This is a genomic window from Shinella sp. OV683 (assembly GCF_057787725.1).
The window spans coordinates 3,628,086-3,641,442 of sequence record NZ_CM173543.1 but is presented as its reverse complement, the minus strand read 5'-3'; the positions used below and the strand labels follow the sequence as shown (position 1 = coordinate 3,641,442).

Sequence of the window (13,357 nt, the reverse complement as noted above, 5' to 3'; positions counted from 1 at the left end):
GCTATCCTCTCCCACAAGGGGAGAGGCAGGGTGCCTCAATCGCCTCGCTTGCTTGAGGCAAAATGGATTCTAAGGGTTTGCCTCTCCCCTTGTGGGAGAGGATAGTTCATCCCCAAGAGGCGCAGCCGATTGGCTGGATGAACTTGGTGAGGGGTAAACCTTAGCCCAATACGAGTTAACGCGCGGTCTTGTAGAATTTGAGTCAGGGGAATTGGATGCAGGCGGATTTCATCATCATCGGTTCGGGTTCGGCAGGCTCCGCCTTGGCGAGCCGGCTTTCCGAGGACGGCAAGAATACGGTTCTGGTGCTGGAATTCGGCGGCTCGGATTTCGGTCCGTTCATCCAGATGCCGGCGGCACTCGCCTGGCCGATGAGCATGAAGCGCTACAATTGGGGCTATCTCTCCGAGCCGGAGCCCAACCTCAACAATCGCCGCATCACGGCGCCGCGTGGAAAAGTCATCGGCGGCTCTTCATCCATCAACGGCCTGGTCTATGTTCGCGGCCATGCCGAAGATTTCAACCGCTGGGAAGAACTCGGCGCCCGCGGCTGGTCCTATGCCGACGTGCTGCCCTACTACAAGCGTCTGGAGACATCGCTCGGTGGCCAGGAAGGCTGGCGCGGCACCGATGGCCCGCTGCATGTCCGCCGTGGGCCAGTCACGAACCCGCTGTTTCATGCCTTCATCCAGGCAGGCAAGCAGGCAGGCTTTGAAGTCACCGAGGACTATAACGGCGAAAAGCAGGAAGGCTTCGGCCTGATGGAGCAGACCATCTACAATGGTCGCCGCTGGTCCGCCGCCAATGCCTATCTGAAGCCAGCGCTGAAGCGGCCGAATGTCGATCTCATGCATTGCTATGCGCGCCGCATCATCATCGAAAACGGCCGCGCCGTGGGCGTCGAAGTCGAACGCGGCGGCAACATCGAAGTGGTCAAGGCCAAGCGCGAAGTCATCGTCTCGGCATCGTCCTTTAACTCGCCGAAGCTGTTGATGCTTTCCGGCATCGGCCCCGGCGCACATCTCCAGGACAAGGGCATCGAGGTCAAGGCAGACCGCCCCGGCGTCGGTGCCAACCTGCAGGACCATATGGAGTTCTATTTCCAGCAGGTTTCGACCAAGCCTGTGTCGCTCTATTCCTGGCTGCCATGGTTCTGGCAGGGCGTGGCTGGCGCACAATGGATGTTCACCAAGACGGGTCTCGGCACATCGAACCAGTTCGAGGCCTGCGCCTTCCTGCGCTCGGCGCCGGGCGTGAAGCAGCCCGATATCCAGTATCACTTCCTGCCCGTCGCCATTTCCTATGACGGCAAGGCCGCCGCCAAGAGCCACGGCTTCCAGGTGCATGTCGGCTATAACCTGTCGAAATCGCGCGGCAATGTGACGCTCGCATCCAATGATCCGAAGGCCGATCCAAAAATCCAGTTCAACTACATGAGCCATTCCGAGGACTGGGAGAAGTTCCGGCATTGCGTGCGGCTGACGCGCGAAATCTTCGGCCAGCAGGCCTTCGACCAGTTCCGCGGTGCAGAAATCCAGCCGGGCGAAGGCGTCCTGACCGACGACGAGATCGATGCCTTCCTGCGCGAGCACCTGGAAAGCGCCTATCATCCCTGCGGTACCTGCCGGATGGGCGACAGCAACGACCCTATGGCCGTCGTCGATCCACAAACCCGCGTCATCGGCGTCGATGGCCTGCGTGTCGCTGACTCCTCGATCTTCCCGCATGTCACCAACGGCAATCTCAACGCGCCGTCGATCATGACCGGCGAAAAGGCCGCCGACCACATTCTCGGCAAGCAGCCGCTGGCGCGCAGCAACCAGCAGCCATGGATCAATCCGAGGTGGGAGACGTCGGATCGGTGAGTTGCTAGAGATAGTCCTCCTCGAGTTGGTGGCGAACTGCAAGGATCGTGACGTGCCGTTTTTCGATTTCGAAAAGCGCCACATATCCTGAAGCTCCAAAGGAGATCAGTAACTCGCGAAGCAACGGGTCGTCCGGTTTCGCCTTGCGGCAGGAAAAGGGGAAATCCTCAAGGATCTTCATCGCGCTGGCGATCGCTCGGAGTGCACTTTCGGTCGCGCCAATATCCCTCAGAAGCAAAAACTTATACAGGCGCCTCAGGTCCGCTCGTGCTTGGCGGGTGTAGCGAACCTCATAGCTCATCCGCGCTTGTTCGCCTTTGCCTCTACAAGCATGGCGGCAAGCTCTGCCAACACATCATCAGCGGCATAATATTCGCCAGTGTCATGGGCTTCGTCACGCGCGGCAATGCTGCGGACGAGGAAGTCCTGACGGATTTCCCGGGATCGGATCGTGTCGCGCACCGCCTGTTCCATAAACGCAGACAACGTTTCGCCATCGCGCAGAACATTCTCGGCCTTTTGGCGCAGTTCCGGTTCGACCCGGAGAGATGGAAGGGATGCGGTTTTCACTGGATATAGCCTTGCATCGCAATTGCAACGCAGATTCGTACCAACCTTAGTACCGCATGTCAAACATGCTCTAACCCGTCATAGAACAAATGGCGACAGCACCTATCTCTCCACCCTTAGCAGGCTAATCATGCCGCCCGCGAGCGCCAGCATTGCTGCAAGCCCCAACCCGACGCGTGGTGCGATGTCGGCCGGGATTTGTGTGAACAGCAGTGCCATGATCACCGCGCCCACCGTCTGGCCCGTCAGGCGGGCCGTGCTTTGCATACCGCCGGCCGCGCCGCTGCGCGCCGTTGGCGCCGAAAGCAGCATGTTGCGATTGTTGGGTGTCTGAAAGAAACCGAAGCCAAGCCCGCACAGTATCGAAAGCGGGATGAATGGCGTGAGATTGTCGTGCAACGGCCACAGCGCGCAACCGAGCAGTCCGACCGCCAGGCAGATCCCGCCGGCGGCACACAGCCATGCCGTGGGCACGCGGTTCGACAGATGCCCCGATATCGGCGCAGCAAGCGCAACGGCGAGCGGCCATGGCGTCATATAGAGCCCCGTCTCAAAAGCCGGCAGGCCGAGTCCATGCTGGAGATAGAAGGGCAGAGCGATGTAGCTCAGCATCTGCGCAATGAAACAGCATACCGATGCGATGACGGAGATGCGGAACGGAATGGTGCGCAGCAGATCGAGCGGAATGAGCGGCGCTTCGCGATGCATTTCCCTGCGGATGAGAGCGACGAGGCTCGAGACCGCCACGACCAGCAGCAGGACGCCGATGACGGGACGCGTCGTCAGCATATCGACGCCGAAGACAAGCGGCGCGAAGAAGCCGGCATTCAGCGCCACGCTCCCGACGTCGAGACTGCGGCCCGTGCCACGGTGCATCGGCAGAAAGCGCGACGCTATGAGCACGAGCACACCAACCGGGATGTTGACCGCGAAAAGCCAGGGCCACTCGGCAACGGCCAGGACTGCGGCACCGATCGTCGGACCGGCAGCAGACGACAGCGCGACCGCCAATGCATTCCATCCGATTGCAGTTCCCAGAAGCCTTTTCGGGTAGGTCAGGCGAAGGAGTGCGGCAATCAGCGACATGATGGCGGCGCCGCCGAAGCCCTGCAGGAAGCGGGCGGCGATCAGCCAGTCAAGCGAAGGCGAGAGCGCGCAAAGCGCCGAGGCAAGCGTGAAGATGATCACGCCGATGGTGAACACCCGGCGATAGCCGAAGCTTTCCCCCAGCGCGGCACAGGGCAATAGCGCCATGACCAGCGCCACCTGATAACTCGAGACCACCCAGACCGTCGCTGACGGCGACACATTGAGGGTTTGAGATATCGTCGGCAGGGCGACATTGGCAATGGCACCATCCAACACAGCCAGCACAATTGCGGCCAGCACCGCAGCCGCCGCGATGTATCGCTGTGGAAGCGGCAGGCCGTCTTCCGCAGTTTCGCGTGGCTGCGAAGGCTCCGCACCCATTTGCACGGGCTCGGCCAAGAGGGGACGCTCCGCTTCGGGGCGGAATTGCATTGTCGGTCTCCGTGATGGATGCTCGCGCTGGACGGCGACAAGAAGTGAGGCGTCGTTTGACGTCTATCGGTCCATAAACCGAAATTCCGGACTTCTCAATCTCGTGGATCGCATCTGCGTCGAAAAGCGCGCATGGCGAGCGAGGCCTGTCACCTGCCAGCGAGAGCGGCAATCAACCCCCAAAACAGGTTATACGGCCGCTAAACAGCCGTCGCGTGATATGGCCGAAGCCGCGCCAAAGCGGGCGGCAGGTTCTGGTCCAGGGCGGCGGCGATCTTCTCGCGATTGCGGTGAAACAGCAGGCCGAGGCCGATCACGGCGAGGCCGATGCCCGACAGCGCGAAGGAAAACAGGATCACGTCGTTGAAGACGTTGTAGGAGAGGTAGCCGAGATAGGTGGCGACGCCCAGGGCGCCGAACACCGCGTAGACGCGCCGATTGAGGAAGACACTGAGGCCGATCATCCCGACATTGATCAGGCAATACAAGGCCTTCTGTAATTCGGTGCCGCCGTCATGCATCGTCATCCCGCCCCAGAAAGCCATGACGCCGAAGATGTGGATCCAGAACGGGAAGTCGGGGCCGTCATGACGCAGGACATCTATTGCCCAGGCAGTGATGATCATGACGATACCGAAATACATCGACACTTGCCTGCGGATTTCCCAATCACTTGAGTAGCTGTCCGACGTGCGGGTGAACCACTCCGCCAGATCCATCGACATGAACCAGAGCGCGACTGCCGCGACCAGCAATATGAAGGGGAAGGGGTAGCGCCAGACGGCCACCAGTGCGGCCAGTATCGCGCCGGCCTCCATGTAGACCCAGCTGCCATTCACGTAGGGGAAGAAATTCTTGTAGTCGCCGGGATTGCCCTGCGCATATTTCCACAGGTCCAGCGCGTCCTGCGCGCCATAAATGATTAGCGGCACCATCGAAACGGCAACGGTGATCAGCAGGCCAGCCGGCACGCGCAACCCCTTGTCCCGCCAGAGATAGTGGCCGGCTCCGAGGAAGACCACGGCATAGATGCCGCCACAGGCCGCGAGCGCCCAGCCGCCCATGCGGTTGAATGCCTCGTTGGTGAACAGGCCCATGGCGCCGATGATGATCAGCGCGCCCGCATACCAGAGCACATGGGTGAGATCGAAGCGCGGTGCGGTCTCGGCTGTAGGTGAGGCCTGCTTGCGGGCAGCGAGAAACGCGGAAATCTCCGCCAGCTTGGCGTCATCGATCAGGCCAGCGTCGCGGATTGAAACAAGATCGGCATCTCTAAGCATGAAATTCCCCGGCGCGTGGCCATTCTGTCTATGAGTGTGTCTGCAAGACGCTTGGCGCCCGTCGCTTATTCAAACCGGCATGCGACAAGCTCGCTCACCCAGACTGCGGCATTCTATCTGACCAGAGCTGCCGGCGACAAGGAGAGGTTACGCCACCTCCAGCCGCAAGCCCGCGCCCTCCAGCATGTCGCGTTGGTCCCGGCCGATATCGCTTGGCACGACCACGCCGGTCGCGGCTTCCAGTGGCATGATCGTGACCGGAGAGGCGGCATCGAGCTTTTCCTTCGTCGCCAGTATCCAGGTCTCGGCCGCTTGGGATGCCACCTGCCGCTTGATCGCAGCCTCCTCGAAATCGCCGGTCGAGAAACCGTGGCGTGGATGGATCGCCGTGGCACCGAGGAAGAAGATGTCGGGCCGGATTGCCGATACTGCGGCGGATGCCACCGCACCGACCGCCACCATCGAATGCTTGTAAAGCCGGCCGCCGATCAGCATCACCTCCACTGTCGGATGATGCTCGAGTTCGGCTGCGATCGTCGGACTGTGGGTGACAATGGTGAAGCCGAAGCTCTTGGGCAGGGCACGGGCGAGCTCGGCATTGGTCGTGCCGCCGTCGAGGAAAACGATCTGCCCGGGCTTGACCATTCCAGCGGCCTTTGCGCCCAGCCGTTGCTTCTCGCTGGATGCGACGCCTCGACGCGCCGTGAAATCCGGCAGATCCGGCTGGATCGGCAGCGCCCCGCCATGCACGCGGGTCAGCAAGCCCTCGGCCGCCATGTCCCTGAGGTCGCGTCGAACCGTGTCTTCGGAGAGCGAGAACTCCTCGGCGAATTCCTTGGCGACCAGCCGCCCGCCCTTGCGGATGCGGTCGAGGATAAGCGCCTTGCGTTCGGTCGTCAGCATTTTTCAAATTTCCGTCTTGACATTGCGCGAAATTGCACGATTATTTACGAATGTATCTGATTATTATCCAAATTCAAGTGAATTATTGGGTATTCGTGCAGATATGTGTAATTTCACTGAGGTAAGGAGTATTTGAAATGTTGATCCTGATTGCAGGCCCGTATCGCTCGGGCACCGGCGATGATCCGGCCAAGATGGCGGCCAATCTGAAGGTGCTGGAAGCGCCGTCGCACGCGCTGTTCGAGGCAGGTCATGTGCCGATGATTGGCGAATGGGTAGCACTGCCGGTGTGGAATGCTGCCGGCGGCAAGCATATCGGTGATGATCTCTACGAAGAGATATTCCACCCCGTCGCGCACCGGCTGCTCGCTCTGTGCGAGGGCGTGCTGCGCCTGCCGGGCGCCTCAAAGGGTGCGGATAACGACGTGAAGATCGCCAACGAGCGCGGCATCCCGGTCTGGTACGATCTGAGGGATGTGCCGGGCGTGGCGGCGTAACTAGGCGTCCGTGACGAACGCCGCGAGTCCGAGGTATCGGGCTCGCGGAAACGGCATGCTCACCCCTCGCTAGCCCGTCCCGCCATCATCTTGCGGAACGCGTCGCGGTCGTGGCAGCGCTCGATCCATTCCTGAATATGCGGATTGGCGGTGAACAGCGACTTTTCCGTCATGGCGTAGCGGATAATCTCAACAGTGTTGAGGTCGGCCACCGTGAAGCGGTCGCCCACCAGGTAGTTGTTCTCGGCGAGGTGGGCATTGAGGATTTCGAACGGCTTTTTCAGAATTCTGGTCGCCACCGCGATCTGTTCCTTGCCGCCGGGCGTTTCCTCGAGGTGATTGTCGTAGGTCTTGACGATTTTGATCGTATGCGGCTCCAGTTCGGTGACTGCCCAGAAGGCCCAATTGGTGATCGCGCCCTCTTCGAACAAGCTGCCAGCGGCGAGTGGTCCTCTATGCTTACTGGCAAGATAGAGATTTGTGGCGCCGGACTCCCACAGCACCAGGCCGTCGTCTTCGACGGCAGGAATCTGGCCGTTCGGATTGATTTTCAGGAACTCGGGCGATTGCGTGTTGAGCCGCGCGTCCTTTGCGAGTGGGTCGGTAAGCGCCGACGCCTGGATGACTGGAATGCTCTCGAATTCGATGCCAAGCTCGAGCGCCATCCAGTAGACCCGTGAGGCGCGTGATTGATAAACACCATAAATTGTCAGCATATCGTCTCTCCCCTATTGCACTGCAGGATCATGTTTTGCGCCGCATTCGTCAACCCAAGGCCGCGGAAAATCTCGCGGCGCACGGCCATGCGTTGGAATCCCGAGGTCCCGATTTCCAGGGGCACACCTGGTTGTTTAGGCACGGGTGGAATCATTTCATCGACCGTGGGAACGGCTCCCGGCAACCCGATACAGATGAAAATGGCCAGTCTTTTCATAGGCAGGCGCAATTCCGATCCTGGCGTTGACGAGTTGGGTCATCAACGCGACGATAGCATTCCAGCCAGTGATTTTGATGACAGGCTGACAATGGGCAATTGTTGTTTCACAATGGCGACGCGCGCTCAGCGGCGGTAAGGATTGTCTTCGGGCCGAATGGCAACGCCAAGGCAGAGGCCGGGCTTTCTAAGTTGCGAACAGCGCCTTGAAAGCCGTCTCGCCCTTGGGCGTGAAATGAACAGCGCGGCCTTGCTTGTCGCGCTTTGCCCAGCCTGCATCGAGGATGTGGTTGAATAGCGCCGCACCCAGTGACCCCGCGAGGTGATCGCGACGCTCGCTCCAGTCGAGGCAGCAGCGGCAAAGCGGACGTCGCATCGATTTCAACGAGGAAACATCGATGCCGGTGTCGGAGAGGAAACGTTCGCCGGCTGTCGTCAGCTCCAGCCGGTCATTCCGGTTTGCAAGACGCCTCGCCGCCACCAGACCGTCGAACATCTCGACACCAAGGCTGCCGGCGAGATGATCGTAGCAGATCCGCGCTTTCCTCAGCGCTTCGTCCTTTGGGCCGGGTCGATGCCGGAGATGGCCGCGATCGGCGGCGAGATCCATCAGCGCCTCCAGCATGCTAGCGACCTTTGGTCCGGCGAGCGAAAAATACTTGTGACGCCCCTGCTTTTGCTGGGTGAGCAAGCCACCGCCTTCAAGCTTCTGCAGATGTGAACTCGCCGTCTGGGCGGTGATGCCACCGATCTCGGCGAGTTCGGCCGCCGTCAGCGCACGCCCATCCATCAGCGCCGCCAGCATGTTGGCGCGTGCTGGGTCGCCGATCAGCGCGCCAATTTGGGATATGTCCGGTCCGTCTTTCATAGTTCGATCTTAGTCGAAGCATTCCGGTGAAGCAATGTGCAAAAACAGGCTCATCAACAAGGAGCAAAGACTGTGATTACCTGTTTCATCCGCTACGAGATCAACCCGTTTCGCAAGGACGCCTTTGCGCAATATGCCGCGGCCTGGGGCCAGTCGATTCCACGCTGCGGCGCCGATCTCATCGGTTATTTCGCCCCGCATGAAGGTTCGGCGACCACGGCCTATGGCGTATACAACATCGAAAGCCTTGCTGCTTATGAAGCGTATCGCGCCCGCTTGGCGAACGATCTGCTCGGTCGCGAGAACTATGAATTTGCCAGGCGTGAGAAGTTCATCCTCAAGGAGGACAGGATATTCCTGAAGAACGTGTCGCTGCCGCACGGCGCGTGGATACAGCCATGATCGCCGTCATCTTCGAGGCAACGCCCTTTCTTGGCCAGACCAGCATCTACATGGACCTTGCAAGCAAGCTGCGTCCAAAACTCGAAAAGATCGACGGCTTCATCTCCATCGAACGTTTCGAGAGCCTGACCTTGCCCGGCAAGATCCTGTCTCTATCCTTCTGGCGCGATGAGGAGGCGGTGCGCGAGTGGCGCAATCTCGAACATCATCGCTGTGCCCAGGCGGCCGGCCGGGGCGGGGTGTTTGCAGACTACCGGCTGCGCGTTGCACATGTGCTGCGCGACTACGGCTTGAACGATCGGGAGCAAGCCCCGGCCGATAGTCTAATGCGCCACACCGGATAGTATTTTTCGACCATCTCGATATTGGGCACCCGAGTTTACTTGAACCCGCCGCATTTGTTTGCCACACCCGAATCAAGTGCTTGGGAATGTGGGTTCCCGGGCCGGAGATAACTTGATGAGCTTGTTCGGCGACCTCGGTATCCAGGAATTTGCAGCAGTTTTGCGCACTGCGGTGGCGGCCTTCGGCAAGGCCAGTCCACCCAAGGGCTGGGACGAACTGAAAATGTCCGAGCTGCATCTGGACGACCACGGAACGACGTTCACCAGCAAGAACGGTCGCGGCAAGGCGATCGTGGTGGAAGCCGGCGACCAGCTGATCGTCGCGTTTCGCGGATCGGACAAGTTCAACGATTACAAGGATTATGGCGACATTTCCTTGAATCATTCTTACTTCAAACAGTTCCAGCCGCTGCTCAAGCAGGTGGCGAAATATGCCGAGAAACACGATTCCGAAGTGACCTTCACTGGCATCAGCCTCGGCGCAGCCGTCGTCAACATCATCGCCGACAGGTCGGATACGTTGTTGGGAAAGGCATTCCAGGATGCGCGTTTCGTCGGTATCTCCAGCCCCTACCTGTCCGGCAGTCACAAGGCGGATGTCTACAATTTCGGTTTTGGCAACGATGCGGTCTATCATGTTTCGCCGCACAGCTGGGGCAGTGGCGCTCGCCAGAATGCCACCAAGCACCTGTTTGTCTATGAAAACCACAAACATTTCAAAACTGACAATCTCGATGATCGCCTGTCGGTGCACAGCACCGGCAATGTCGCCGATGCCGTCAGGTCACTGGCCGACCTGACGCTCGAAGACGGCCGGATGCTGGTCGACAAGCTCAATCAGCATAGCTACGTGCTTTTCGACGATACCAGGGAAAACCTGCACGCCGGGCGCTTGACGCATCCGCATGGCACGCCGCTGACAGTGGTCGGTGAGGACCGCGGCGACCGGCTGACCGGCGCAACCGAAAAGAGCGGCGGCGGAACTATCGAATGGTTCTTCGGTCGCGGCGGCAGCGACAGGATTTCGGCGCATGGCGGCAACGACAAGCTGTTCGGCGGCGGCGGCGATGATTACCTCGTCGGTGGCGCGGGCGCCGACTACATGTCCGGCAGTTTCGGCGAGGACACGATCTTTTTCGAGACGCATCGCGACCGCGCCTCGGGCGGCGGCGGTGCGGACAGGTTCATGGTCCGCGATATCCTGCCCCTGAGCGACCACGGCAATCCTTCGATCGGTGGCAAGAACGCCGCGCGGCTGTTCATCGAGGATTTCCAGATCGGCAACGATGTGCTCAACCTTCGGACCATTGACGGCGACCTTTCGAAACTAGGCGACCAGCCGCTGCATTTTGCCGGATATTTTCGTTATGATTCGGCCGATGGCCTGGATGATCTTGAAGAGGGCTTCGTCAATGACAGATCAGCGGGATCGGTCACCATTTTCGAAGATCAGCATGGCGATACACGCGTGATCATCAATCGTGACGAGGACCGGGGACGCGAGCTGGAGATCGTGCTTACGGGCGATATCGGCGACATCCACCACGACATCCTCCTCTGACAAATTAAGTGCCTGGAAAAAATAAATTTCCCGAAATGATACCCGCCTTCAAGCTTTGGTAACCAAGATCGGTAACCATAACGCTCAGTAAATGAGTAAGCGTATTGGGTGAGTATCACATGGCGGCAGTTCTATCGCTCAGGGAGGCTACGTCTGGCCTCGCCGGCAATTCTTGGCTTAACTCCATCATCAAGGGCGATTGCGTTGCCGCCCTCGAAGCACTTCCCGATAAATCCGTCGACGTGATTTTCGCCGACCCGCCCTACAACCTCCAGCTCGGCGGTGCGCTGCATCGTCCGGACCAGAGCCTGGTAGACGCCTGCGACGATGACTGGGATCAGTTCGCCTCATTCGAGGCTTATGATGCCTTCACCCGCGCCTGGCTGCTGGCCTGCCGTCGTGTGCTGAAGCCGACCGGCTCGATCTGGGTCATCGGCTCCTATCACAACATTTTCCGCGTCGGCACGACCCTGCAGGATCTTAACTTCTGGATCCTCAACGACATCATCTGGCGCAAGACCAACCCAATGCCGAACTTCAAGGGCCGCCGGTTCCAGAACGCCCATGAGACGATGATCTGGGCGAGCCGCGATCCGCAGTCGAAGAGCTACACCTTCAACTACGATGCGATGAAGGCGGCCAATGACGATGTGCAGATGCGCTCGGATTGGCTGTTCCCGATCTGCTCGGGCGGCGAACGCCTGAAGGGCGACGACGGCAAGAAGGTTCATCCGACCCAGAAGCCGGAAGCGCTTCTCGCACGCATCCTGATGGCATCATCCAAGCCGGGTGATGTGGTGCTCGACCCGTTCTTCGGTTCCGGCACGACGGGTGCAGTCGCCAAGCGCCTCGGCCGCAATTTTGTCGGCATCGAGCGCGAGCAGGATTACATCGATGCGGCGCAGGCGCGCATTGCGGCCGTCGAGCCGCTCACGGGTGCTGAATTAACCGTCATGACCGGCAAGCGCGCCGAGCCGCGCGTCGCCTTCAACACGCTGGTTGAAAGCGGTCTGATCAAGCCGGGCCAGGTGCTGACCGATGCGCGCCGCAAGCATGCCGCAATCGTCCGCGCCGATGGCACGCTGGCCTCGGGCGGTGACGCAGGATCCATCCATCGTCTCGGTGCGAAAGTGCAGGGCCTGGATGCATGTAACGGATGGACGTTCTGGCATGTCGAAGAGGGCTCTTCCCTGCGCCCGATCGACGATCTCAGGGCCATCATCCGCAAGGGGATGGAGGGAGCGGGCGGCTGACCTCCAGACGCTTCCTCCACCCTTCTTTCTTCCTTCCTGCGGTTTAGTACCTTCAGTCCCGCAAGAAGATAAACGGCCCGGGAAGCGGCAATGCTTCCCGGGCTGATTTTGTTTTGGGTGATTTCTCTTACCCGCCGAGCGACGAGACCGGAGCAGTTGCAGCAGGCTCGACGCCTCGACGTGTGCTCAGCGCCTTGACGGAAAACAGCGCATAGACGATCAGCGGCAGGCAGACGAGATAGGCTGTCCTGATACCCGCATGCTCGGCCACGAAACCGAGCAACGGCGGGGCGAGAAAGAAGATCACGAACGACATCTGGCCGAGTGCCGCGACATTGAGATGCGCAGGTCTGTCGGTACGTTGGGCCGCCGCGGAGACAGCCAACGGATAGACGGCACTGCAGCCGGCGCCCATCAGCCCAAAGCCGATCAGCGCGACGGCAGGATGAGGCGCCAGCCACACCGCAGCGAGCCCGACAATAGCGAGGGACAGCAGCACGGCGGCAACGTTGCGCGCACCAAACCGATCGACCAGCGGATCGACGAATAGCCGCGCCAAGGTCATGAACAGGGTAAACAGCGTCAGCCCCAGCCCGCCGATCAACGGCTGGACTGAAAACACGTCGCGCATGTAGATCGCCGACCAGTCGATCCCGGCGCCTTCGACCAGAAAGGCCGCGACGCCGATGACGCAAAGCGGCATCAGTCCCCAGGTCGGAAGCGCGACCAGTGGCTCCTTTGCTTCTTCGCCTGACGTTGATCGGGGCGGCGCATTACGCATGCCGGCGATTGCCCATGTGCCAACAATCAGGACAATAGCGAAGGTCACGCCAAGATGAACCTGCATCGACACACCCGCCTGCCGGATCACCGACGCCAGCGCCGCCGTCACGAAGAAGCCGAGGCTCCAGAAGCCATGTGCCCTGTTCATGACGCCCCGGCCCAATTGGGCCTCGATGCGATCGATCTCGACATTCAGATTGATTTCAAGCGCACCCGCCAGCAGCCCCTCGCAGAGCAGTACACCGAACACAACAGGCGCGGACCCAAGCCAGGGGACCAGCGTCAGAAGCGCCGATGTTCCGAGAACGGTGACGAACGCCGTCGTCCGAGCACCAAGACGCGCAATCAGCGGCGAGGCGAATGTCAGCGAGACCAGCGCGCCAACCGCCATGCCGATCAGCGTCAACCCCAGTTCGGATTTGTTGACCTGAAGCTCCGCCTGCAGATCCGGCATTCGCGCCAGCAAGGCCCCAAGCGATACGGCAAACAGAAAGAAACAGACATAAATGCGATGTTGCGGCGCTAAAGACATGAAACGACTCGGGGGAAGGGCTCTTGATTTTCAACGCTTAGCCG

14 protein-coding genes are annotated in these 13,357 nt (G+C 60.1%); 6 read left to right on the top strand and 8 right to left on the bottom strand.

Annotated elements, in window-relative coordinates:
* Nucleotides 1–215: 215 nt before the first annotated feature.
* Nucleotides 216–1,865, top strand: a complete 1,650-nt coding sequence (betA, locus tag ACXHRN_RS17635; RefSeq protein ID WP_488637613.1) for a choline dehydrogenase — start codon at nt 216–218, stop codon at nt 1,863–1,865.
* Between the two features lie 4 nt (nt 1,866–1,869).
* Here the strand turns inward: betA and ACXHRN_RS17630 are convergent, their stop codons facing one another.
* The 5 genes from ACXHRN_RS17630 to ACXHRN_RS17610 form a co-directional block, all read right to left on the bottom strand.
* Nucleotides 1,870–2,166, bottom strand: coding sequence for a type II toxin-antitoxin system RelE/ParE family toxin (locus ACXHRN_RS17630; RefSeq protein ID WP_488637612.1), 297 nt, complete (start codon nt 2,164–2,166; stop codon nt 1,870–1,872).
* Nucleotides 2,163–2,435, bottom strand: a complete 273-nt coding sequence (locus ACXHRN_RS17625; protein ID WP_488637611.1) for a YlcI/YnfO family protein — start codon at nt 2,433–2,435, stop codon at nt 2,163–2,165. The genes ACXHRN_RS17630 and ACXHRN_RS17625 overlap by 4 nt, the downstream gene beginning before the upstream one ends.
* A gap of 102 nt (nt 2,436–2,537) precedes the next feature.
* Nucleotides 2,538–3,956, bottom strand: coding sequence for an MFS transporter (locus tag ACXHRN_RS17620; RefSeq protein ID WP_488637610.1), 1,419 nt, complete (start codon nt 3,954–3,956; stop codon nt 2,538–2,540).
* Nucleotides 3,957–4,156: 200 nt separating this feature from the next.
* Entirely contained in the window at nt 4,157–5,236 is a 1,080-nt protein-coding gene (locus tag ACXHRN_RS17615; RefSeq protein ID WP_488637609.1) for a hypothetical protein, read from the bottom strand.
* A 147-nt stretch (nt 5,237–5,383) separates the two neighbouring features.
* A complete protein-coding gene (locus ACXHRN_RS17610; RefSeq protein WP_488637608.1) occupies nt 5,384–6,139 on the bottom strand; it encodes a DeoR/GlpR family DNA-binding transcription regulator in 756 nt (251 codons plus the stop codon).
* Between the two features lie 137 nt (nt 6,140–6,276).
* Here ACXHRN_RS17610 and ACXHRN_RS17605 point away from each other — a divergent pair, with 137 nt between their 5' ends.
* Nucleotides 6,277–6,636 carry a DUF4406 domain-containing protein gene (locus tag ACXHRN_RS17605; protein WP_488637607.1) on the top strand — a complete coding sequence of 120 codons (360 nt, stop codon included), beginning with the start codon at nt 6,277–6,279 and terminating at the stop codon, nt 6,634–6,636.
* 59 nt (nt 6,637–6,695) lie between these two features.
* Here ACXHRN_RS17605 and ACXHRN_RS17600 read toward each other — a convergent pair whose 3' ends face one another.
* Nucleotides 6,696–7,352, bottom strand: coding sequence for a glutathione S-transferase family protein (locus ACXHRN_RS17600; RefSeq protein WP_488637606.1), 657 nt, complete (start codon nt 7,350–7,352; stop codon nt 6,696–6,698).
* Between the two features lie 405 nt (nt 7,353–7,757).
* On the bottom strand, nt 7,758–8,438 hold the full coding sequence (locus ACXHRN_RS17595; protein WP_488637605.1) for an ArsR/SmtB family transcription factor: 681 nt from the start codon (nt 8,436–8,438) through the stop codon (nt 7,758–7,760).
* 72 nt (nt 8,439–8,510) lie between these two features.
* Here ACXHRN_RS17595 and ACXHRN_RS17590 point away from each other — a divergent pair, with 72 nt between their 5' ends.
* The 4 genes from ACXHRN_RS17590 (at nt 8,511) to ACXHRN_RS17575 (ending at nt 11,998) form a co-directional block, all read left to right on the top strand.
* Entirely contained in the window at nt 8,511–8,840 is a 330-nt protein-coding gene (locus ACXHRN_RS17590) for an NIPSNAP family protein (protein WP_488637604.1), read from the top strand.
* The gene (locus tag ACXHRN_RS17585) at nt 8,837–9,184 is read left to right on the top strand and encodes an antibiotic biosynthesis monooxygenase family protein (protein WP_488637603.1); all 348 of its coding nucleotides are present in this window, start codon (nt 8,837–8,839) and stop codon (nt 9,182–9,184) included. Before ACXHRN_RS17590 ends, ACXHRN_RS17585 begins: the two co-directional genes overlap by 4 nt.
* A gap of 115 nt (nt 9,185–9,299) precedes the next feature.
* Nucleotides 9,300–10,745, top strand: coding sequence for a hypothetical protein (locus ACXHRN_RS17580; protein WP_488637602.1), 1,446 nt, complete (start codon nt 9,300–9,302; stop codon nt 10,743–10,745).
* 119 nt (nt 10,746–10,864) lie between these two features.
* Nucleotides 10,865–11,998, top strand: a complete 1,134-nt coding sequence (locus ACXHRN_RS17575; protein WP_488637601.1) for a DNA methyltransferase — start codon at nt 10,865–10,867, stop codon at nt 11,996–11,998.
* A gap of 127 nt (nt 11,999–12,125) precedes the next feature.
* On the opposite strand, the gene ACXHRN_RS17570 is transcribed toward ACXHRN_RS17575, so the two are convergent.
* Nucleotides 12,126–13,313 (bottom strand): MFS transporter, encoded by a 1,188-nt coding sequence (locus ACXHRN_RS17570; protein WP_488637600.1) that lies wholly within the window; start codon nt 13,311–13,313, stop codon nt 12,126–12,128.
* Between the last annotated feature and the right edge of the window lie 44 nt (nt 13,314–13,357).